We start from the raw sequence: 23037 nt of genomic DNA, 5'->3' as shown, positions 1-23037 counted from the left end.
ATAAAGTGAAACTTTAATCAGTGGAAAGATTCACCTCCACTGATTATTAGCCTTCACCAATCGGGCTTTTACGGGCAGTTAATCTCCCACCTAACCTCTTTGTTTCAGCCGTTTTTTGAGGTGGGCGTCTTACTGCCCGTTAATAGCGGGGTAAAGTGAAACTTTAATCAGCGGTAAGGTTCATACCCACTGATTATTAGCACACACCAATCCGGGTAAAGAGGAAAGGGGATGGAACCGTGAAACCAAAAGTATATATTGCAGAACCAGTTCCAACATTTGTAGAAAACTATTTATCAGAACACTGTGATTTTGAAAAATGGGATCAAAACGAGAAAGTACCTCGTGATGTTCTATTGGAAAAAATAAAAGATAAAGATGGGTTATTAAATTTCGGATCTACTATAAATGAAGAGTTATTGCAGGCTGCTCCTAATTTAAAAGTAGTAAGTAATATTTCTGTTGGCCATGATAACTTTGATTTAAAAGCGATGGAAAAACAAAATGTTATCGGAACAAATACTCCGTATGTGTTAGATGATACAGTAGCCGATCTCGTTTTCGCTCTTATGTTATCTGCTGGTCGCCGTGTTTGCGAACTCAATTCCTATGTAAAAAATGGCGAATGGACCGCTGAAATCGGAAAAGAACACTTCGGACTAGATGTACATCATAGTACGATCGGTATTATCGGAATGGGACGAATTGGAGAAGTTGTCGCAAAACGAGCGAAATTCGGCTTTGATATGAATGTCCTTTACTATAACCGTCGCCGTAAAGAAGAAGCTGAACAAAAATTTGATGCTACATATTGTGATTTACAAACTCTAATCAAACAATCTGATTTTATTATTCTTCTTACTCCATTAACAGATGAAACGTATCATCTTATCGGTGAAAAGGAATTTTCACTAATGAAAGAAACAGCAATTTTCATTAATGCTTCTCGCGGGAAAACAGTAGATGAAACTGCATTAATTCATGCGTTAACAGAAAAGAAAATATTTGCAGCCGGCATCGACACATTTACACAAGAGCCGATTCAAAAAGAGAATCCACTCTTATCATTACAAAACGTTGTAACTTTACCGCACATCGGATCTGCAACATTAAAAACTCGGCAGCAAATGGCAATGACAGCTGCTGAAAATTTAGTGGCAGGATTACAAGGAAAAACACCACCTAATATTGTGCGTGGGTAATTATAAAGTGAAAGGCAAGATGACATCGTCATCTTGCCTTTTTTTGTTAACATATTTTTTTTTTGCCTTGGAGATGCTATGAACAAAAATCAATGGAGTGACAAAAAATGAACCATGAATGCAAATGCCCTTACTTCACTTTTTCCACTCGCGGCACTACTATTCATTACGAATTGTATGAACATAATACTAAAAAAGAGCGACCTACTTTCGTACTCGTTCACGGCTTCCTCTCTTCCTCATTTAGCTATCGACGACTCATTCCTTTACTAACAAAGGAAGGTACAGTAATTGCCCTTGATTTACCACCATTCGGAAAAAGTGATAAATCTCATCTCTTTAAATATTCTTATCATAATTTAGCAGCTATTATTATCGATTTAATCGAACATTTATCTCTCTCGAATATTGTATTAGTTGGTCATTCTATGGGCGGACAAATTTCACTCTTTGTAAACCGTTTACGCCCTGAATTAATTTCAAAGACAATTTTACTATGTAGCTCTAGTTATTTAGCTCGCGCAAACTTACCTTTACTGTACTCCTCTTATTTACCATTCTTCCACTTATACGTGAAGAACTGGATTATTCGAAGAGGCATCGTTCATAACTTAATGAATGTCGTTCATGACCATTCATTAATTGACAATGAAATGATGGAAGGCTATGCTGCTCCTTTTTATGATGATCGTATATTCCCTGCTTTAACTCGAATGATAAGAGACCGTGAAGGTGACTTATCTTCAACTGAATTACAAAAAATCGAAACCCCAGTATTACTCATTTGGGGTGAAAAAGATCGCGTCGTTCCTGTACATGTAGGACACCGTCTCCATAAAGACCTACCTAATTCAACTTTCATTTCTTACGAAAATACAGGACACTTACTACCTGAAGAAAAGCCCGATCATGTTTATGAAGAAATTATTGCGTTTGCGACGCAATAAAGTGAAGCATTAATCAATCCGAACGAAAATAAACAAAAAGGCTGTCGTAAATTCCGACAGCCTATAATGAACAACTTCCGCCTTCTTTTAGTACGAGTAACTCTACTGCTAATTTTTCGCATTTTTCAAGTGCAGGTACTTCTTCAAAAGACATAAAGTATATATGTTGAATCTTCTTTGCGATGTATTTCGGATCATCAAACACACTTACGACGTTTACAACATCGCTCGCTTCTGTTTCATAAAACTCCGGTCCCATTTGAAACGGATCCCAATTTTTCACAACCTCAATCATTTTGTCATATGCACCCATCTGCTTCCCGCCTTTTCACTTTTTAATGCTTTTCTTTATCGTATCACATCAGCTATTCTATAAGAAGAGTGAGAATTTTCATAACTTAACAGTTTAACAGAAGAAAGGAGCAAACATATGCAACTATTTCATAAAACGGTAAATCGTCGCGGAACACATAGTACAAAATGGGATACATATAAAAATGAAGAACTCATCCACGCTTGGATTGCCGATATGGATTTTGAAGTACCAAAACCAATTCAAACTGCATTACAAAAACGCACAGAACATCCTATTTTCGGCTATACACTTCCTCCTGAAAATATTGGGGATATCATTTGTAATTGGACGAAAAGCCAATACAATTGGGAAATACAAAAAGAATGGATTGTATTTAGCTCAGGTATCGTTCCAGCTCTTAGTACGAGCATACAAGCTATAACGAAAGAAGGAGAAGCCGTACTCGTACAACCTCCTATTTATTCACCATTTTTTGAAATGGTCAAAACAAATAATAGACAATTATGTGAGAGCCCCTTGTTTAAACAAAATGGCATATATAAGATAGACTTCGAGCATCTAGAAACTCAATTTAAACAAGGTGTAAAACTAATGCTTCTTTGCAGCCCTCACAATCCTATCGGACGCGTTTGGACGAAAGAGGAGCTAACAAAACTCGGCACGTTATGTACGCAATATAATGTAACCGTTGTCGCGGATGAAATTCACGCCGATATTATTTATAGAGGCCATACTCATACACCGTTTGCTTCTTTATCTGAAGAATTAGCAGCACGCACTATTACTTGTATGGCTCCAAGCAAAACATTTAATATCGCTGGATTACAAGCATCGATCATTATTATTCCGAATGAAAATCTCCGTAATGTCTTTATGTCTATCCAATATAGACAAGGATTCCACGGATTAAATACATTTGCTTATACAGCAATGCAAAGTGCCTATACAGAATGTAATGATTGGCTAAATGAAATTCGATTGTACGTTGAAGATAACGCTCAATTTGCTTGTAAGTATATTCAAAATCACATACCAGCTCTTTCTGTAATTAAACCAGAAGGTAGTTTTTTACTGTGGATTGATTGTTCCCACTTGGACCTTTCTCAAGATGAACGAACAGCATTGCTTGAAGAGAAAGGTAAAATCATCGTTGAGCCTGGTGAGAAATACGGAACAGGTGGAGAAGCCCATATCCGAATTAACATTGGCTGTCCTAGATCTGTTTTAGAAGAAATTTTAAACAGACTACACTATACATTCTCATAACAAAAAAGGAGGCTGTCCCAAAATGATTTTGGGACAACCTCCTTTTTTTCGATAAATCGATATAATTCCACTTACTCCCATGCGGTTTTACAACAAAATCTACTATTCACGGTAGCTTCTATTTTTTCTTCATATCCGATGCTTTTTTTACGATAACACCGCAAGCAATTCGGCCACCAGATTTACCCGTTGGTTGTGTCATACCATCATCAGCGTTTTCTGTAATAATAATAGACGCTCCATCTTTTCTATGAATCGTCGTTTTTCCTTCTTCAAGCGTTATATGCGGAGCATCGATTTCTGCATTAATCTTTCCAGAAGCGTCTGCCACTACATTCGGTAAATCACCATTTTCCGCACCTTTCGGATTCAAGAGCCCATGTTCTTTATTATCTGGATTAAAATGATTCCCAGATGATTCGAAACGAGGCGCTTTACATTCTCCGATTTCATGCACATGTATCCCGTGCGTTCCTGGTGTAAAGCCTTCCGCTTTAATCTTAATTTTCACTCCACTTGTTTGCTGAACTACTTTTGCAGTCCCAACTTCATCACCTGAAGCATTATGTAATTTCACATCAATTTCTTTCGGCTTTCCTTGGTCACAACCCGCCATTAGAAATAATAAACAACAACTGAAAAAAAGCCGTCTTTTCATTCAATTCCCTCCAAAATACTTACTGCCCTTAGATTGTCCGAGCATAGAAGGAAACATGCAAAAATGAACTACTGTTTCTTTTCAGCTAAAAGCTTTTCTTCTACTTTCTGTAACCGCTCTGCTTCTCGTTTTGATACACGAATAAACATACGCCACGTAGCAACTGCACCGATGATAAATAGAACGCAAACAATACCTGGAATAATATATTCTGTTTTATCTTCCGGAAAATATAAAGGCATCATATAGAACACTCCTTATCAGGGAATTTATGAAAAGAATTAACATCAGAATTTTCTGTTATATCATTTTAAATTATAGTTGAAGCCTGTCATATTCTCAAGGACATTCAAAAATCAACTGATTTCTTTGACTCCTTTCCTCACTTTCCTTACTATTAACTTGAGGTGAAAAATATGAGAGAAACATTTGAAATTGGTGAAATCGTTACTGGTATTTATAAAACTGGAAAATACATCGGTGAAATTACAAATAGCCGTCCTGGCAGTTACGTCGTAAAAGTACTAGCTGTTTTAAAACATCCAGTGCAAGGTGATTTACATAATGTAAAACAAGCTGACGTACCATTCTTCCATGAAAGACGCGCTTTAGCTTTTCGTGAACAGACGAACATTCCAGAGCAAATGGTGAAGAAATATGAAGGAGAAATTCCGGATTATACAGAATCACTAAAATTAGCATTAGAAACTCAAATGAATTCATTTTCTGAAGATGATTCACCTTTTGCGGGGCGTAGTCTAGAAACACTTCAGCAATTGAAGCAAGATTACAAACTTTAAAAAACAAAACGACCAAATTACATGTTTTGCAATTTGGTCGTTACTGTGTACTCACGTTCTTTAACACTTTCGAAAAATCAACAAGTTCCCCTAATGTCGGAGGTGCTGGTTTAACTAAATACTCTTTATCTTTTTCTACTAACTTAAAAATATTATATGTCGTCATCGCATCATCAAGCGCACAATGATGCTTTCCTGTTCCTGCTTTTCCATACGCCTCAATCGCTTTCCATAGCCCTGTTTGATTTCTTTCTCCAAAAAACTTCTTATACTCAAGCGATAAATCACGACACTGTCCAAAGAATGGAAATTCTACTCCCGCCATTTCGCAGTTATGCTTTAAGACTTTCATATCCATATTTCCCCACGTTACAATTGTTGGTTTACATCTCTTTTCATATTCTGCAAGCTTCTCAACAAGTTCATGAAAAGAAACTCCTTTGTCCACTACTTCCTGTTTAATTCCTAAAAATTTTTTACATCGATCAGTTAAAGATGGAAATGTTTTCGGCCTGACATGTGATGAATACGTATCCTCTACCTTACAACCGACAACTGAAACGAGTCCGACTTCAATAATTTCTGGAAAAAAACCTTTTGGCTTTTTTCTATGTTGTGGCATCGTAAACTCAAAGTCTAAAAACAAAAATCGTTGTTCATCCATACGATCCCTTCCTTATCATTTTTGTCATTCCCTTCTATTTGACACTCCTACACGAACAAGCTCGAATGCTAATTTCATTTTAAATATTCAGATTGGATGTATCTTATATATATGTCAGATGCCCACAAATATTTTTAAAAATAAGAAAAAATGACTTATGCAGAAAATATGACAAAATACCCCCTTTCATTTACATCCGCTCTTTTTCTAATTTATAATGACGTTATGTGTGTTTCTTCTAGAACATTTTTGACACACTAAGAAAAGTGAACGAAAGGAGATGGGAGTTTTGCACGAAACAACGCAAGAGCTCGCAAATTGGCAGTATTATTTTGCTATCGCAGTCTTTTTAATTACATATGCCATTATTATTTCTGAAAAAATTAACCGCGCTGTCATCGCACTTCTTGGTGCTGCACTCATGGTAATTGTAGGGGTCGTTGACTTACACAACGCCTTTACGAAACATATTGAATGGGGAACGATTACGTTACTCATCGGTATGATGATCCTAGTAAACATTACAAGTAAGTCAGGGGTATTCCAATACGTTGCCATTAAGGCAGCTAAACAAGCACAAGGAAATCCAATTAAAATTTTAATTTCACTTTCCTTACTTACCGCACTTGGCTCCGCATTTTTAGATAACGTTACAACAGTACTTCTAGTTGTTCCAGTTACTTTATCTATTACGCGCATCTTGCAAGTAAATCCTGTTCCATATTTACTTTCTGAGATTATTTTTTCAAACATTGGAGGGACAGCAACATTAATTGGTGATCCGCCAAATATTATGATCGGTTCTGCAAATAAGCATTTAGATTTCAATGCTTTCTTATTCAACTTAGCACCTATCGTAATTATTATTATTGCTGTTACAGCAGTAATACTTTACTTCATGTACCGTAAACAATTAATTGCTGATCCTGTACAAATTAAAAAGTTAATGAGCTTGGATGAAAAACAATACATTAAAGACCCAGTATTAATGAAGAAATCTTTAACCGTACTTGGACTTACTATTTTAGGTTTCATGACTCATTCTATTTTCCATATTGATGCAGCTATCATTGCCTTAACTGGGGCTACTGTTCTTATGTTAATCGGTGTGAAAGAACATGAAATTGAAGAGGTATTCGCAAGTGTAGAGTGGGTAACAATCTTCTTCTTCGCGGGACTATTCGTACTCGTTGGAGGACTTATTGATATCGGTCTTATCAAAATGCTAGCTCAAAAAGTAATTGGAATAACAGGCGGAGATATTTCTCACGCATCTATCCTTATTCTATGGGTATCTGGTATCGCATCTGCAACAATTGATAACATTCCATTCGTTGCAACAATGATCCCACTTATTAACGATATGGCAGTCGGGCTAGGTTTATCACCTTCTGACGCACAAATCGACGTACTATGGTGGGCATTAGCATTAGGTGCTTGCTTAGGTGGAAACGGAACATTAATCGGGGCTTCTGCTAACGTAATCGTAGCTGGAATCGCAAGTCGTGAAGGACATAAATTCAGCTACATGGAATTCCTTAAAGTCGGCTTCCCAATTATGATCGTTTCATTAATCATTTCTCACATTTACATTTACTTACGTTACCTTATGTAATAGAAAAAAGGGCTGTCCCATGTGGCAGCCCTTTTTCTTTTTTCCTTGATAAATGAAATTATATTAACGATTTTTCAAATATATCTATCACAAATCACAATATATCAACGATTCTACACGAAATATCGATTTACCGACAAAGAGCAACAATAGTTGTAAAGAGCTGTTCCAAGACATCTTTGGAACAGCTCCCCACATATATCTACTCGTTATACCTCATCGGCTCATTCCGAATAATGAACAAATGAATCGGCAAGAAAACCGAAAACGTGATTGTATGAATAATCGTAAATAGTATTGCATTTGTTCCGTATCTATCCAAAATAGCGTAGATAAGATAAATAGACAGCACAATCGATACAGCCGCTGCTAGCAAACTTATAATTGGTACGTAATTAAAAATAAAGCATGCGACATATATTCCTAACACTTTCCACCCTGCTTCTTCTTTCAAGAAATCCGGTAATTTGTCTTTCGCTAAGTCACCCCATATCTTACTATTTATAAAAGGAATAAACGCAAGAAACCCATCCGTTGCACCATCATTTTTCGCCATCGTATAAAGTGCAAAAGCCGTTAACAAATACGAAATAATTGCCCAAATTATTATAACAAGAATAAACGCAAAACTAAGAGCAAAGAAACCTGCTAGTACGCCTTGATCTTCCATCTTATCCTCTCCTCTCTCTTCTCAACATATTTCATTACATTACAAGTTATGTTTTAAAATTCAACCAAACTCTTTGTATAATAAGAGAAGAAAGATAATAAGAGAGGAGCGCATACCTATGCATCCATTTGTAAAGGCACTACAAGAGCATTTTATAGCTCATCAAAATCCCGAAAAAGCAGAACCGATGGCACGTTATATGAAAAATCACTTCCCGTTTCTCGGTATTCAAACTCCCGAGAGAAGACAATTATTGAAAGACGTCATTCAAATACATACTCTCCCAGATAAAAAAGACTTCCAAATTATCATGCGTGAGCTTTGGGACTTACCAGAACGTGAATTTCAAGCTGCTGCACTCGATATCATGCAAAAATATAAAAAACACATAAACGAAACTCATATCCCATTTCTAGAAGAACTTATTGTCACAAAATCTTGGTGGGACTCTGTTGATAGCATCGTCCCTACATTTTTAGGTGACATCTTTTTAAAACATCCGGAATTAATTTCTGCATATCTTCCAAAATGGATTGCATCAGAAAACATATGGCTACAACGTGCCGCTATTTTATTCCAGCTGAAATATAAACAAAAAATGGATGAAGAACTCCTTTTCTGGATTATCGGACAACTACATTCCTCAAAAGAATTTTTCATTCAAAAAGCAATCGGCTGGGTCCTTCGCGAATATGCAAAAACAAAACCAGATGTAGTATGGGAATACGTTCAAAACAACGAACTCGCTCCATTAAGTAAACGCGAAGCAATTAAGCACATTAAACAAAATTACGGAATAAATAACGAAAAAATAGGCGAGACTCTATCATAGATAGGCACGTTCCTCTATTGTGATTTAAAAAAGAACGTGATAGAATATGTTCATTATTATTAATATAAGTAGCGATGACGGACTTATAAGTACTTGCACAAAAAGCGATTCAGGGATAGTGAAAGCCTGAAGCCGCAAGGAAACGGCAGTCTCGAGCAATACGTGATGAAAGTGGATGTGCGAAATGCGCATCAACTAGGGTGGAACCGCGGGTATATACAAGCTCGTCCCTAGGCATGATTGCCTAGAGACGAGCTTTTTTGTGCTTAAAAGCGGATGCGGCTCGCTCAGAATCGCAGGGCATTGGAGCTCTCGACCTTGAAGCGCTTTTTGCTTCGAGCGAGAGAGCGAAATGACCGGAGATTCTAGCCGCTGGAGCTGGATAATTTAAAAGCGGATGCGGCTCGCTCAGAATGTGAGGGGGATGGAGCTTCTGACATAGAGGCGCTTTTTGCCTCACAGGAAGGCGCGAAATGACCGACTGTTCTAGTCACCGGATCTGGACCGCTCGTTTCACAAGTACCCATCACGTCATCGCAAATACGTTAATTTTCAAAAGGAGGATTTTATTATGTATTCAATGGAACAAGTTGTAAACTTAGCAAAACATCGCGGTTTCGTTTTCCCTGGTTCTGAAATTTACGGTGGTCTTGCAAACACTTGGGATTACGGTCCACTTGGAATCGAATTAAAAAATAACGTTAAAAAAGCTTGGTGGAAAAAATTCATTCAAGAATCTCCATACAATGTTGGTTTAGATGCTGCTATCTTAATGAACCCAAAAACTTGGATCGCTTCTGGTCACGTTGGTAACTTTAATGACCCAATGATCGACTGTAAAAAATGTAAAGCTCGTCACCGTGCTGACAAATTAATTGAAGATGCATTAGATGCAAAAGGCATCGAAATGGTTGTTGACGGTCTTACTTTCGACCAAATGGCTGATTTAATGAAAGAACATGAAGTAAAATGCCCAGATTGCGGTAGCGAAGAATTTACGGAAATCCGTCAGTTCAACTTAATGTTCAAAACATTCCAAGGTGTTACAGAATCTAGCACAAACGAAATCTTCCTTCGTCCTGAAACAGCACAAGGTATTTTCGTAAACTTTAAAAACGTACAACGCTCTATGCGTAAAAAACTTCCATTTGGTATCGGCCAAGTTGGTAAAAGTTTCCGTAACGAAATCACACCTGGTAACTTCACATTCCGTACGCGTGAATTCGAACAAATGGAACTTGAATTCTTCTGTAAACCTGGTGAAGATTTAGAATGGTTCGCATTCTGGCGTGAAACTTGTAAGAACTGGTTACTTTCACTTGGTATGCACGAGGAAAGCATGCGTCTTCGTGACCACGGTGAAGATGAATTATCTCACTATAGTAATGCAACAACTGACATTGAGTTCAAATTCCCATTCGGTTGGGGCGAGCTTTGGGGCGTAGCATCTCGTACAGACTTCGATTTAAAACGTCACATGGAACATTCTAACGAAGACTTTAACTATATCGATCCACAAACGAATGAGCGTTACGTGCCATACTGCATCGAGCCATCTTTAGGTGCAGACCGTGTAACATTAGCATTCTTATGTGATGCATATGAAGAAGAGCAATTAGAAAACGATTCTCGTACAGTTCTTCGTTTCCACCCTGCTTTAGCACCATATAAAGCAGCTATCTTACCATTATCTAAAAAGCTATCTGAAGGTGCTACTGAAGTATTCGCAGAACTAGCTAAAGACTTCGTGGTAGACTTTGATGAAACTGGTTCTATCGGTAAACGTTACCGTCGTCAAGACGAAATCGGTACACCATTCTGTATCACATACGACTTCGACTCAGTTGAAGACAAAGCTGTTACAGTACGTGACCGTGACACAATGGAACAAGTTCGTATGCCAATTAGCGAGCTAAAAGGTTTCTTAGAGAAGAAAATCCAGTTCTAATTATAAGAAAAGAGGCTGCTCATCAGAGCTGCCTCTTTTTATTTTTCACGTTTTTCTTTAATTGCTACTGTACATCTTGATATGCATAGTAAATCATCATTTTCATCAATGATGCGAATATCCCAAACCATTGTCGATTGTCCTCTATGTATAGGTGTTCCGATTGCTGTTACAATTCCATCTTGCTTTGATCGAATATGATTTGCATTAATTTCTAATCCGAAACAAATACATTTCTCTTGATCAATTAAATTGTATGAACCAACACTTGCCACAGTTTCTGCTAATGCAACAGATGCACCGCCATGTAAAAATCCAAACGGCTGATGCGTACGTTCATCAACAGGCATTGTAGCAACTACTTTATCTTCTGTCATTTCTAACAACTCAATTCCAAGCGAATCCATTAAAGTTTTTGACATATCGTTTCCGCCCTCTCTCACTTTTAATTAAATGTATAATTTTACCTACTTATTTTCAAACTACCTATAACACTTATATAAGGAGGTTTCACCTAAATGAAACAGAAATTTTGTATACTACTGCTTATGTTCTCCTTGCTAACTATTGTACCAAATTGTGCAATAGCAGCCAAAGCATCTAACCTGACAATCGATGTTAAGACTGTAACGCAAAAAGGTAAGAAACCTTATATAGAATATCAAATTAATAGGCCTTCCTTTCACAACTTTTCTGATTCAAAATTTCAAAATAAGCTGAATTCCTATTACAAAAACTCTACTGCTAAATTTAAAAGTACATTAGAAAAAGAAGCGAAGAAATATTATAAAGAAACAGAAGGATCTAGCACACCTTTTCATCCATACGTTGCAAATGTTGACTATAAAGTACCTTTAAACAAACCACCTTTCCTAAGTCTATATGTGAATTACTATCAATATACAGGCGGAGCGCACGGACTTTATACGTGGAAGGCAAATACATTTGATTTAAACGAAAAAAAACTATTACACTTGGACGATTTATTTCAACAAGAGGATAAATATAAAGAAATAATTCGCACAGAGATTGTAAGACAAATTAAACAAAATGAAAGCATTTATTTTCCTGATGCAGTCGAAAAAGTAACGAGCACAAAAAAATTTTACTACTTTTTAGAACCGGATAATCTTGTAATTTATTTCCCTTTATATGAAATTGCCCCTTATTCAAGCGGAATCCCGCAATTTCGTATTCCATACACATTGCTTAGAGACTATTTAAAGCCTTCTTATCAAAATATTTTGATTGACAACAAGTAAATATTTTCGCTACGATATTGTTAACCAAAGTACAACAGGAGGTTAACAATATGAAAAAATTTCATGTTTTAGATTTAGCATTAGCTGCCATGTTCGTCGCTCTTATGGCTATTGGTGCAAATATTGTATCTTGGGCACCCTTCCTACAAATAGCGGGAGTTCCATTATCTATGCAACCATTTTTCGCAATTTTGGCAGGGCTTCTTCTTGGAAGTAGACTTGGGGCATTATCAATGACTGTTTACATGCTTGTTGGAGTAGCAGGTGCGCCAATCTTCGCTAACTTCAAGGCTGGGTTTGGAGCACTTTTAGATCCTACTGGTGGTTTTATTATCGCATTTATTATCGTTGCTTACGTATCAGGAAAACTAGTGGAACAAAAAGAACGACCAACATTCAGCACCTTTGCAATCGCTTCTTTCGCAGGAATCATTTTAACTTATATTATCGGTACTACTTATATGTACGGGGCAGTCAATATTTTCATGGGTGGTAATATGAGTTATAAAGCTGCCTGGATGATTATGATGTGGTTCGCAGTAAAAGATATTGCGTTTACAATTATCGGCGCTATTATCGCACCTCGCATATACTATGCTGTACGTCGTTCGGCTTATCAACATTCTCATTCGACGATTTCATAAGAAAAAAGAGTTATTTCAGTATACTGGAATAACTCTTTTTTTTATATTAAGACTCTTGATTCGTTTGTTCATCTAAAATTCTCTTCATCATTGTAACCATATCATCACGTAATTCTGGGTGTTGCAATGCCATTTCAATTGTTGTTTGAACAAATCCTAACTTTTCACCAACGTCATAACGCTTTCCTTCGAAATCATATGCAAATACACGTTGAATTTCATTTAAGTTTTGAATTGCATCCGTTAACTGAATTTCGCCACCCGCTCCAACTTGTTGCTGTTCTAAGAACATAAAGATTTCAGGCGTTAAAATGTAACGTCCCATAATCGCTAAGTTTGAAGGTGCTGTACCTTGCGCTGGTTTCTCAACGAAATTACGAACTTGATAACGACGTCCCTCTTGCTCTAACGGATCAATAATTCCGTAGCGGTGTGTTTCTGCTTCAGGAACAGTTTGTACACCAATAACAGAAGAAAGTGTTTTATCATATTCATCCATTAATTGACGTAAACATGGTTTTTCAGCTTGAACGATATCATCGCCTAATAATACTGCAAACGGCTCATCACCAATGAATTTACGCGCGCACCAAACAGCATGTCCTAATCCTTTTGGTTCTTTTTGACGAATGTAATGGATATCTACCATTTTAGAAGAAGCTTGTACTTTTTCAAGTAACTCATACTTTTTCTTCTCTAATAAGTTTTGCTCTAATTCAAATGCGTTATCAAAATGATCTTCGATAGAGCGCTTTCCTTTACCAGTAACAATAATAATATCTTCGATGCCTGATTTCACTGCTTCTTCTACGATGTATTGAATTGTTGGTTTATCTACAATTGGAAGCATTTCTTTTGGCATTGCTTTCGTTGCTGGTAAAAAACGCGTTCCTAATCCAGCTGCTGGAATTATCGCTTTTCTTACTTTTTTCATCACAAAATACCCTCTCTTCTATCAGAATCGATAACTACGATTTCCTTACATATAACAAAAGGGGAGGTTTCGCTCCCCTTTTGTTTCATACTACATGAAATTACTTTATATTATAAACGATTCATAATATCTTCTTTAATAGTAAGTAACTTTTGTTCACTATTTTGTAAAGAATTATCTTTTACACCAAAGTAGAATTTAATTTTCGGCTCTGTTCCAGATGGACGTAAGCAGAACCAAGAACCTTCTTCTAATTGATATTTTAACACATTTGATTTTGGTAAGTGAATCTCTTCTTTATGTCCATCTTGTAAAGATGTAACGATGCTTGCTTTATAATCTTCAACCGCAACTACCGTTAAGCCCGCTACTTCCTTCGGAGGATTTTCACGGAATGTTGCCATCATCTCTTGAATCTTTTCAGCACCATCTTTTCCTTTTAACGTTAACGATACAAGGTCTTCACGGAAGAAACCATGCTTCGCGAATACTTCTAATAAACCATCGTATAACGTTTTGCCTTGTGATTTGTAGTACGCAGCTACTTCACATGCAAATAGGACAGATTGTACCGCATCTTTATCACGGCAGAATGGACGGATTAAATAACCATAGCTTTCCTCATAACCGAATTGGAATTCATATTGTCCACTTTCTTCATACTGTTTAATTTTTTCACCGATAAATTTAAATCCAGTTAACGTATCAACTGTATCTAAACCGTATGCTTTTGCGATTGTACGGCCAATTTCAGACGTTACGATTGTTTTTAAAACAACACCGTTTTCTGGGAGAGTTCCGTTTTCCTTCTTTTGTGATAATAAGTAATCAAGCATTAACGCACCTGTTTGGTTACCAGTTAACACTTGGAACTCACCAGCTTGATTGCGAACTGCTACACCTAGACGGTCTGCATCAGGATCTGTTGCGATTAACACGTCTGCGCCTACTTTTTCACCGTCGCGAATTGCATACTCAAACGCTGCATGCTCTTCTGGATTTGGTGATTTTACTGTAGAGAAGTTTGGATCTGGTAACTCTTGCTCTTTTACAACTGTTACATCTGTAAATCCAACTTCTTCTAAACCACGGCGTACAGAAATATTTGATGTTCCGTGTAATGGTGTAAAGACGATTTTTAAATCTTTTCCTACTTCTTTCACCATCTCTTTATTAATAATGACATTGTTCAATTCTGCTGCATATGCATCATCTACTTCTTGTCCAATTATATGTAATAAACCGTCAGCTTTTAATTGCTCCACATCAGCAACTTCAACTGTTAATTCATCTTCTACTGCATTTACGTAGCTAATTAACTCATCAGCTTCTTTTGGAGGCAACTGGCCACCATCTTCACCATATACTTTATAACCGTTATATTCGGGCGGGTTATGGCTTGCCGTAAGAACGATTCCACTTGCTGTATGTAAATGACGAACTGCGAAAGAAAGCACTGGTGTTGGACGTAAGCTTTCAAATACATATGTTGTAATACCTTGTGCACCAAGAGTAGCAGCTACTTCCATTGCGAATTCAGGTGATTTATGACGAGAATCATACGCGACAACAACACCACGTTTTTTCGCTTCTTCACCCAATTTTTCAATAAACCTAGCTAATCCTTTTGTTGCTTTACGAACTGTATATACATTTAAACGGTTCGTACCAGCACCAAGTTCACCACGCATACCACCTGTGCCGAACTCTAGATTTTTATAAAAGCTATCCTCGATTTTCTTCTCATCTTGCTTCATGTTTTCTAGCTGTTCTTTTAATTCTGCGTCTAATTCTGCATATGAAAGCCAGCGACTAAATTCTTGTTTCCAATTCATACTTCCATCTCCTCTCGCCTGTCGTACCTTCATTATATGAAAAAAACAACCTGCATCTCAATATTTTTTAAAATCTAGCAGGATTTTACTATAAATATTTGTATACACTATGGTTAAATACTCCACCAAAGGGAATGAGGATTATGCAAGAATGGGGCTTGTCAGAAGAGCTCAAAATAAAAACAAAGCAGATGATTGAAATTGCTGAAAAAGAATTATCAAACATGAAGCATGCAATCGATAAAGAAGATGAGTGCATTTTATGCAAAATGGAAGATATTCATCATATGTTAACGAATGTACAGACGTTAGCAGCTACATATTATATTCAGGCATATTTATCACCTTATACGGAAAGTTCACATTTCATCACTACAGCTGTCCAGCATTTAAGCTCTCGAAAACACGGTGCTCTTATTATTGTGGAACGAAGTGACGCTCTCGATTCTTTCATTCAAACTGGAACGACATTAAACGCACACTTAACCGCGCCACTACTTGAATCGATTTTTTATCCAGGTAATCCTCTTCATGACGGAGCCGTTCTCATTAAAAATAATCATATTGTCTCAGCAGCTAATATTCTTCCATTAACAAAAAGTATAGAAATCAATCCTGAGCTAGGAACACGTCACAAGGCTGCAATTGGCTTATCAGAGAAAAGCGATTCACTTATATTAGTTGTCTCTGAGGAAACAGGGCGTACTTCATTCGCTTTAGGCGGGACGTTATATACGATTTCTTTATAGAAAATGAAGAGCACTATATGTACCTATAAAATAAAAAAACTGTTCCGCAAAGATCGATTATGTAATGACCTTTGCGGACAGCTTTTTTACATTCTTTATTCTTCTCCGAAACGCTCAACAAGTGTTGCAAGTGTACGCACCATTGCACCTGTTGCTCCAGATGGCCCTAAATCATGTGCACCTGTTGTTTCAGATGTTCCAGCGATGTCTAAGTGTACCCATGGTGTTTCTTCTGCAAATTCACCTATGAATGTCCCAGCCATAACCGCATGTCCTTCACGGCCTGGTGAGTTATTTAAATCAGCAAATTTACTGTTTTTGACACGTTCTTTATCACGTTCAAAAATCGGCAATTGCCAAATTGGCTCATCCGTTTCCATAGAAGCCTCTAACACTTGTTCAAACAATTCTTCATTATTTGTCATTGCACCTGTTGTATGATTTCCAAGTGCAACAATTACACCGCCTGTTAATGTTGCAACATCAACTAAGTAATTTGCACCAAGTTTCTTCGCATACGTAATACCGTCAGCTAACGCTAGGCGACCTTCTGCATCTGTATTTAATACTTCAATTGTTTTTCCGCTCATAGATGTAATAACATCATCTGGCTTAAATGCTGTACCACTTACAACGTTGTCAGTTGATGGAATAACAGCAATTACATTTTGCTCAGGGCGAAGTTCGCCGATGATCTCCATCGCGCCAAGAACAGCTGCAGCGCCGCCCATATCACCTTTCATACCAACCATGCCTTCACGTGGTTTTAAAGAATAGCCGCCTGTATCATATGTAATCCCTTTTCCAACAAATCCAATTACATCTTTCCACTCTTCTTTTCCTTTATAAATAAGAGCGATCATTTTTGGCGGTTCAGTAGAACCTTGGTTTACTGCAAGTAATGCACCCATACCAAGCTCTTCCATCTCTTCTTTCTCAAGAACTTTATAGTCCATATCATATTTTTCAGCTAATTCAACTGCGTACTCAGCAAGCTTTGTCGCTGTTAATACGTTTGGCGGCATATTTACAAGCGTACGAGCTGAATTCGTTGCACGTCCATGTACGTATCCTACCGTTAATGCTGCTACAATTTCTTGTGCATCTTCTGCTGTAATAGCAATCAGTTTTTCTAACTCTACTCTTTCTTTTTCATCCGTTTTATATGTTTGTAATCCGTATGTACCAAGGCAATATACTTCAGATGCAATATGAGCTACATCAATCGCGTCTAATTTCTCCGTTACGAAAGAATCAAGTAAGATCGCTGCATCTTGTATTTTTGCTGATTGTAACGTTTTAAATGCCTTACCAAGAGCCGCACGTAACGTTTCTGTTGTATATGACTCTTTCTTACCTAAACCAACGAAATAATACCGTTTAACATTTGTTTTTCCTAAGCTATGTACTTTTGAAATGGCTTTCTTCTTAGTAGAAAGTTCTTTTTCTTCTAATAAAACTTGTAACTGTCCTTCAAACGCTTTGTCCAATTCTTGTACAAAGCTACTCGTTTTATCTTCTTCAAATAAGGCAACAATTACCGCTTCATGACTTGCTAATTCTTTTTGTACTTGAAACATGTTCAGACCCCCTAAATTTCTCTATGTCCATTATAACTTTATTTTCGATAAAATGCGACAATTCTAAATTCTATTATTTCATATAAAGATACTATCTCCAATATCTTCTATGGTGAAATAAGACAAGAAAAAAGTCTAGCGTTATTGCCACTAGACTATCTTTGTTTTAAATATTGACCACGAAACACCTGCATCGTTTCATCTTGATTCAACATTGTTAACTCTTCTTCCGAAAACTTACCATTTCCTATTTTCACTACATACACATTTACTTTTTTCTTACCCCATTGGCTATAAACATCTTTCACCGTATCATAATATAAATCGAGACGATTTCCTTTTATGGCACCGCCCTTATCAGCTACAACACCATATCCGTAACCTGGCACGAATAGAATTGTCCCAAGCGGGAATACGCGCAAGTCAGCAGCGATTGTGGAATATAAATCCCTTTTTGCTTTAACACCTGAATATGTAATGCCATACTCTGGATGCCCCGGCCTCTTTCCAGTTGACTCTATACCTGATGTATAACCAGTTGCAGTCATTTCTATAACACGATATTTAGACCAGTCATTTGCCTGTTCTAAAGCATTTATCACTTCTTTACTCGGAGCAATTTTTTTCTCAATTTCTGCTGCATGTACTTCTTTTGCACTTGTTTCTTCGTATGATTTTATAATCTCTACTAAAGAAACTCCTGTGAAAGCCTTCCATGTTACGCATAATGCGAATGCAAGTAAACAAGTCATCATAATGCGAATACAATATCGTTTTAACATTTTTATATTCCACACTCCTTCATCGTTAATCATTCCCTATACGATGAAGGAATATGCAAAAAAATAATCTCCAAATTGATTGGAGATTAAAACATTTGATATCCACTTTTCCGAAGTTTCTTAATTATGATTCCTGCTAAAGCAGCACCTACTAATCCAGTAGATAGAATAAACACATCTGCTTGTCCTAAATGCGATACACTTGTCCCAAATGAAGAAAATGTTTCTTTTGGTTTTGAAAAATAGTCCCATACACTCGCTTTATTAATAATAAGCATACAAATAATCGGATACACAATAACCATTACCCACGTAGCTCGCAAAATCATGTTTAGTAAAAATCCAATTCCAAAAAATAAAATAAAGAACAACATCATTGAAATAAGTAGTACCGGTATACTCACTCTTTCTCCCTCTCCTTCGTATGCGCTGTAAATACATGATAGGCTGTATAACCAAATTGCTCTCCTGGATTTAATGTTTTGTCCATTTCAAGATGCAGTTCTGATCTTCCTTCTAACAAATATTTAATAAGCACAGACGTATTTGGATCGTCCGCAATCGTCTCTGGATGTAAGAACGCTACTTCAGACAATTCCTTCTCCTGTACAATAATGTCTTCCCCTTCAGGCTCCAAAAGGAAAATAATCATATTATCACTAATCTCATTACGAATAACGCCCGATCGAATACCAATAATCCCCTTCACATGAGCGACAATACCTGTCTCTTCTAACACTTCACGTTTCACAGCTTCATCAACCGTCTCACCTTCATTTACAAAACCCGCCGGTAAAGACCATTTCCCTTTTAATCCACTGTATTTTTTCTTAACAAATAGCCACCTGCCATCTTTTGTAGCCACTAAACCACTAACAGCTAACCATACTTTCCCTCGCTTTCCCATGATGCATCCTCCTCTACCTAAACGAACAGAATATTCTTTCTTTTTTATATATTATACTATATTTTCAATACGAAAAAAGCAGAAACAGCTCTTAGCCGTTTCTGCTTTTTCTACTATATATTAAAAGAACTTCAATTTACCTTTTTTAAGAACTAGTAAAGGTCCGCCTAGTAAGAATAAGTAACGGTTGTCGATTACTTTCTTCATGAAGGAAGCTTTCCAACCTGTTAACTTTTTACCCATAACAACGCCCATTGCATCGTCATGACCTAATGAACATACAGATCCTTTATTATCGAATGCGAATTTTTTCATTTCGCCTTTGCCACGAACTAATACAGTTAAGTTGTGTGCAATGTTGTAACCTTCTTGAATTGCAATCTGTGCTGTCGGTGGGTATGGACGATTAATTTCTTCATTGATGATTAACGCTGCGTCACCAACCATGAATACATCTTCATGACCTGGAGCGTGCATGTACTCATCCACTTTAATACGTCCGCGCATTGCTTCAAATCCAGACTCTTCCACAATACCGTTACCACGAACACCTGCAGCCCAAACTACAGTTTCAGATTTAAGAAGTTCTGCATCATCACCGTTTGCAACGATAATACCTTCTTCAGTTGCTTCCTTAATTGCTGTACCGATGCGGAATTCTACACCTTTTTTCTCAAGTTGTTTTACAGCGTACTCTACTAATGCTGGATCGAAACCAGGAAGTGCTGTTGGAGCAGCTTCTACACAGATAATACGTGCTTTTTCACGTGGAACATCGTACTCTTTGCAAAGTTCAGGAATACGATTTGCAAGCTCACCTACGTACTCGATACCAGTAAATCCAGCGCCACCAACAACGATTGTTACTAATTCATCACGTTTTTCAGTCGCATATTGAGCGAATTTTTCTTCCATATGCTCACGGATTTGACGAGTTGCATTAATGTTAGTGATTGAGAATGCATGCTCTTTTAATCCTTTAATTCCGAACGTTTCTGATTCGAAACCAAGGCCGATTACTAAGTAATCATACTCTAACTCACCATTTTTTAAGATAATACGTTTTTCAGCAGCTTTAATCTCTACTACTGTATCTTGTACAAAGTTCACTTTATTTGTATCGATAACGTCTTGAATATCTAGACAGATTTTATCATCTTGTAATGTACCAGCTGCACTCTCATGTAACCAAGTTGCTTGGTAGTGATAGCTGTTGTTGTTTACTAACGTAATTTCAGCTTCACTTACAGATAATGTTTTTTGCAGACGAACAGTCGTAATCATCCCGCCATAACCTGCACCTAAAACTACGATTTTTGGAGTCTTCACCAAATCACAACCCTTTTCTTTATATAATAGTAATAAAAAATAATACCAAGTACTAAAAACTCTATTTGTCAAGAATGTGGAATTTATCACATTCTATATCATAACAAAACGCAGTCAAAAAATCGTACGAAATTTGTCATAGAAATTTAACATAATACTTCCCTATCTTAGTCGGTTTTATTCCATAATTCAAGCACCTAGAGAATTATCGATATTTTAAAATAACATAGCGTTTTCAAGGGTTTTTTAGCCTTTTTTTCATGTATTTTCCTTCCGCTATATTTTATACGATTCTAAAACATCTATGCACAAACTTACTTATTATTCAGTCGTTTTCAGAAGTATTATTAATTGAAATATGCTATCATTTATTTGAAAGTGTCATCATTTGCAGGATTTTCGTGTACATATGAACAATATATGAAATCAATATTAAAATTCCATCTATAGGGGGAATGAAAGTGACAGAAAATCAAAAAGTTTACGACATAACAATTATTGGTGGTGGCCCAACAGGACTATTCACTGCATTTTATGGCGGAATGAGACAAGCAAGTGTAAAAATTATTGAAAGCTTACCTCAACTTGGAGGGCAATTATCCGCACTATATCCCGAAAAATATATTTATGATGTAGCTGGATTCCCAAAAGTGCGCGCACAAGAGTTAGTTGATAACTTAAAAGAACAAATGAAAAAGTTCGATCCAACCGTTTGCTTAGAAGAAGCTGTTGATACGCTTGAAAAACAAGCTGACGGTATATTTAAACTTGTTACAAATAAACAAACCCACTACTCTAAATCTGTCATTATTACTGCTGGTAATGGTGCTTTCCAACCACGCCGCTTAGAATTAGAAGGCGGGGTAAAATATGAAAAGAAAAACTTACATTATTTCGTTGATGATATGAATAAATTTGCTGGAAAACGCGTCGTTGTATTCGGCGGCGGTGACTCAGCAGTAGACTGGACAATGATGTTAGAACCGATTGCGGACAAAGTTACAATTGTTCATCGCCGTGATAAATTCCGTGCACATGAACATAGCGTAGAAAGCTTAATGAATTCCCGTGCAGAAGTAAGCACACCTTACGTTCCAGTTGAACTCATCGGTGATGACACTATTGAACAAGTTGTTCTTCAGCACGTAAAAACAGAAGAAAAAGTTATCATCGATGTTGATGACGTAATCGTAAACTACGGCTTCGTTTCTTCGCTTGGTCCAATTAAAAATTGGGGCTTAGATATTCAAAAGAACAGCATCCTCGTGAACTCAAAAATGGAAACAAATATTCCTGGCATTTACGCTGCTGGTGACATTTGTACATATGAAGGAAAAGTAAAACTCATTGCTTGCGGCTTTGGTGAAGCACCGACAGCAGTAAACAATGCAAAAGCTTACTTCGATCCAAGCGCAAAACTTCAACCAATGCATAGCTCAAGTATGTTTTAATATAGAAATGAAAAGAACTCCTTTTACATGAAAGGAGTTCTTTTCACACTCTCTCCTTTTCCTAACTAAAATAAATTGCAATTTGATAAAAAACACTACTTCCTCCTAAAATATGTTACAATAAAACAGAACGTACGTTTCATTTAATAAAGGGAGGTTTTATTAATGAAAGAACCTATTATCGTAAAAAAAGAAGCTTTCCAAGCAATCGGTGTCTCTATTACGACGACAAACGAAAAAGAAGCATCGACTGAAGGAAAGATCCCACAGCTTTGGAATCGCTACTTCCAAGAACAAATCATGCATCAAATTCCAAATCAACAAACAAAAGAAACATTCGCCTTCTATTCAAACTACGAATCAGATGAAACTGGTACATATCAATTTACGATCGGCATGTCCGTTTCTTCATTAGACGATGTTCCTGAAAATATGACAGCCTTAACAATACCTGCCGCAACGTATGCAGTATTTACAACGAGAAAAGGTCCTGTGTCTGAAGTCGTTTGTGAAACTTGGGAATATATTTGGCAATGGTCGAAAGAAAACAAACGTGCTTTTACAACAGATTTCGAACTGTATGATGAAAAAGCAACAGATCCAAATAACGTACAATTGAATATTTATATTGCATTAGCCTAAAATA

General features: G+C 36.8%; 24 protein-coding genes and 1 pseudogene. 12 read left to right on the top strand and 13 right to left on the bottom strand.

Going from position 1 to position 23037, the window contains the following annotated elements; all coding sequences use genetic code 11:
- Positions 1–209 precede the first annotated feature (209 nt).
- Positions 210–1202 (top strand): 2-hydroxyacid dehydrogenase, encoded by a 993-nt coding sequence (locus FT637_RS15340; RefSeq protein WP_193647034.1) that lies wholly within the window; start codon positions 210–212, stop codon positions 1200–1202.
- Positions 1203–1309: 107 nt separating this feature from the next.
- Positions 1310–2149 carry an alpha/beta fold hydrolase gene (locus FT637_RS15335; protein ID WP_193647017.1) on the top strand — a complete coding sequence of 280 codons (840 nt, stop codon included), beginning with the start codon at positions 1310–1312 and terminating at the stop codon, positions 2147–2149.
- 61 nt (positions 2150–2210) lie between these two features.
- Here the strand turns inward: FT637_RS15335 and FT637_RS15330 are convergent, their stop codons facing one another.
- On the bottom strand, positions 2211–2462 hold the full coding sequence (locus tag FT637_RS15330; RefSeq protein ID WP_002015854.1) for a YugE family protein: 252 nt from the start codon (positions 2460–2462) through the stop codon (positions 2211–2213).
- A 117-nt stretch (positions 2463–2579) separates the two neighbouring features.
- On the opposite strand from FT637_RS15330, the gene FT637_RS15325 reads away from it, so the two are divergent.
- Complete coding sequence (locus FT637_RS15325) at positions 2580–3731, top strand: MalY/PatB family protein (protein WP_193647016.1); 1152 nt, start codon at positions 2580–2582, stop codon at positions 3729–3731.
- A gap of 118 nt (positions 3732–3849) precedes the next feature.
- Here FT637_RS15325 and FT637_RS15320 read toward each other — a convergent pair whose 3' ends face one another.
- Together FT637_RS15320 and FT637_RS15315 are read right to left on the bottom strand one after the other, a co-directional pair.
- Positions 3850–4389, bottom strand: coding sequence for a superoxide dismutase family protein (locus FT637_RS15320; RefSeq protein WP_193647015.1), 540 nt, complete (start codon positions 4387–4389; stop codon positions 3850–3852).
- Between the two features lie 68 nt (positions 4390–4457).
- Positions 4458–4634 (bottom strand): hypothetical protein, encoded by a 177-nt coding sequence (locus FT637_RS15315; RefSeq protein ID WP_000982763.1) that lies wholly within the window; start codon positions 4632–4634, stop codon positions 4458–4460.
- Positions 4635–4805: 171 nt separating this feature from the next.
- On the opposite strand from FT637_RS15315, the gene FT637_RS15310 reads away from it, so the two are divergent.
- Positions 4806–5189 (top strand): kinase-associated lipoprotein B, encoded by a 384-nt coding sequence (locus tag FT637_RS15310; RefSeq protein ID WP_001209324.1) that lies wholly within the window; start codon positions 4806–4808, stop codon positions 5187–5189.
- Positions 5190–5229: 40 nt separating this feature from the next.
- Here FT637_RS15310 and kapD read toward each other — a convergent pair whose 3' ends face one another.
- Complete coding sequence (gene kapD, locus FT637_RS15305; protein ID WP_193647014.1) at positions 5230–5853, bottom strand: 3'-5' exonuclease KapD; 624 nt, start codon at positions 5851–5853, stop codon at positions 5230–5232.
- A gap of 274 nt (positions 5854–6127) precedes the next feature.
- Here kapD and FT637_RS15300 point away from each other — a divergent pair.
- Positions 6128–7468: pseudogene (locus FT637_RS15300) on the top strand (ArsB/NhaD family transporter); the annotation flags it as partial.
- 202 nt (positions 7469–7670) lie between these two features.
- Here FT637_RS15300 and FT637_RS15295 read toward each other — a convergent pair.
- Entirely contained in the window at positions 7671–8138 is a 468-nt protein-coding gene (locus FT637_RS15295) for a hypothetical protein (protein ID WP_193647012.1), read from the bottom strand.
- A 118-nt stretch (positions 8139–8256) separates the two neighbouring features.
- Here FT637_RS15295 and FT637_RS15290 point away from each other — a divergent pair, with 118 nt between their 5' ends.
- Together FT637_RS15290 and FT637_RS15285 are read left to right on the top strand one after the other, a co-directional pair.
- Positions 8257–8970 carry a DNA alkylation repair protein gene (locus FT637_RS15290; RefSeq protein ID WP_193647011.1) on the top strand — a complete coding sequence of 238 codons (714 nt, stop codon included), beginning with the start codon at positions 8257–8259 and terminating at the stop codon, positions 8968–8970.
- A gap of 571 nt (positions 8971–9541) precedes the next feature.
- The gene (locus FT637_RS15285; RefSeq protein ID WP_193647010.1) at positions 9542–10918 is read left to right on the top strand and encodes a glycine--tRNA ligase; all 1377 of its coding nucleotides are present in this window, start codon (positions 9542–9544) and stop codon (positions 10916–10918) included.
- 38 nt (positions 10919–10956) lie between these two features.
- On the opposite strand, the gene FT637_RS15280 is transcribed toward FT637_RS15285, so the two are convergent.
- Entirely contained in the window at positions 10957–11340 is a 384-nt protein-coding gene (locus tag FT637_RS15280; RefSeq protein ID WP_002145111.1) for a hotdog fold thioesterase, read from the bottom strand.
- 96 nt (positions 11341–11436) lie between these two features.
- On the opposite strand from FT637_RS15280, the gene FT637_RS15275 reads away from it, so the two are divergent.
- Positions 11437–12180: a DUF3298 and DUF4163 domain-containing protein gene (locus FT637_RS15275; protein ID WP_193647009.1), complete on the top strand. Its 744-nt coding sequence runs from the start codon at positions 11437–11439 to the stop codon at positions 12178–12180.
- Positions 12181–12230: 50 nt separating this feature from the next.
- Positions 12231–12824 (top strand): biotin transporter BioY, encoded by a 594-nt coding sequence (locus FT637_RS15270; protein ID WP_193647008.1) that lies wholly within the window; start codon positions 12231–12233, stop codon positions 12822–12824.
- 46 nt (positions 12825–12870) lie between these two features.
- Here FT637_RS15270 and galU read toward each other — a convergent pair whose 3' ends face one another.
- Complete coding sequence (gene galU / locus FT637_RS15265) at positions 12871–13758, bottom strand: UTP--glucose-1-phosphate uridylyltransferase GalU (RefSeq protein WP_193647007.1); 888 nt, start codon at positions 13756–13758, stop codon at positions 12871–12873.
- A gap of 110 nt (positions 13759–13868) precedes the next feature.
- Entirely contained in the window at positions 13869–15593 is a 1725-nt protein-coding gene (locus FT637_RS15260; protein WP_193647006.1) for a phospho-sugar mutase, read from the bottom strand.
- A gap of 143 nt (positions 15594–15736) precedes the next feature.
- Between FT637_RS15260 and cdaS the strand changes: the two genes are divergently transcribed.
- A complete protein-coding gene (gene cdaS / locus FT637_RS15255; protein WP_193647033.1) occupies positions 15737–16342 on the top strand; it encodes a sporulation-specific diadenylate cyclase CdaS in 606 nt (201 codons plus the stop codon).
- Between the two features lie 95 nt (positions 16343–16437).
- Here cdaS and pepA read toward each other — a convergent pair whose 3' ends face one another.
- From pepA to FT637_RS15230, 5 genes are all read right to left on the bottom strand, one after another.
- The gene (pepA, locus tag FT637_RS15250) at positions 16438–17922 is read right to left on the bottom strand and encodes a cytosol aminopeptidase (protein WP_193647005.1); all 1485 of its coding nucleotides are present in this window, start codon (positions 17920–17922) and stop codon (positions 16438–16440) included.
- A 155-nt stretch (positions 17923–18077) separates the two neighbouring features.
- On the bottom strand, positions 18078–18704 hold the full coding sequence (locus FT637_RS15245; RefSeq protein ID WP_193647004.1) for a 3D domain-containing protein: 627 nt from the start codon (positions 18702–18704) through the stop codon (positions 18078–18080).
- An 86-nt stretch (positions 18705–18790) separates the two neighbouring features.
- Complete coding sequence (locus FT637_RS15240; protein ID WP_193647003.1) at positions 18791–19108, bottom strand: YuiB family protein; 318 nt, start codon at positions 19106–19108, stop codon at positions 18791–18793.
- Positions 19105–19611, bottom strand: coding sequence for an NUDIX hydrolase (locus FT637_RS15235; protein WP_193647002.1), 507 nt, complete (start codon positions 19609–19611; stop codon positions 19105–19107). Before FT637_RS15235 ends, FT637_RS15240 begins: the two co-directional genes overlap by 4 nt.
- A 120-nt stretch (positions 19612–19731) precedes the next feature.
- Positions 19732–20940 carry an NAD(P)/FAD-dependent oxidoreductase gene (locus FT637_RS15230; protein ID WP_002112603.1) on the bottom strand — a complete coding sequence of 403 codons (1209 nt, stop codon included), beginning with the start codon at positions 20938–20940 and terminating at the stop codon, positions 19732–19734.
- 461 nt (positions 20941–21401) lie between these two features.
- Between FT637_RS15230 and FT637_RS15225 the strand changes: the two genes are divergently transcribed.
- Positions 21402–22391 carry an NAD(P)/FAD-dependent oxidoreductase gene (locus tag FT637_RS15225; RefSeq protein ID WP_193647001.1) on the top strand — a complete coding sequence of 330 codons (990 nt, stop codon included), beginning with the start codon at positions 21402–21404 and terminating at the stop codon, positions 22389–22391.
- A gap of 165 nt (positions 22392–22556) precedes the next feature.
- Positions 22557–23033 carry a GyrI-like domain-containing protein gene (locus FT637_RS15220; protein ID WP_193647000.1) on the top strand — a complete coding sequence of 159 codons (477 nt, stop codon included), beginning with the start codon at positions 22557–22559 and terminating at the stop codon, positions 23031–23033.
- Positions 23034–23037 lie beyond the last annotated feature (4 nt).

The sequence above is a fragment of the Bacillus cereus genome, from assembly GCF_015071065.1.
In the GTDB taxonomy this organism is placed as follows: Bacteria; Bacillota; Bacilli; order Bacillales; family Bacillaceae_G; genus Bacillus_A; species Bacillus_A cereus_BA.
This window is presented reverse-complemented; position numbering and strand designations above follow the sequence as displayed.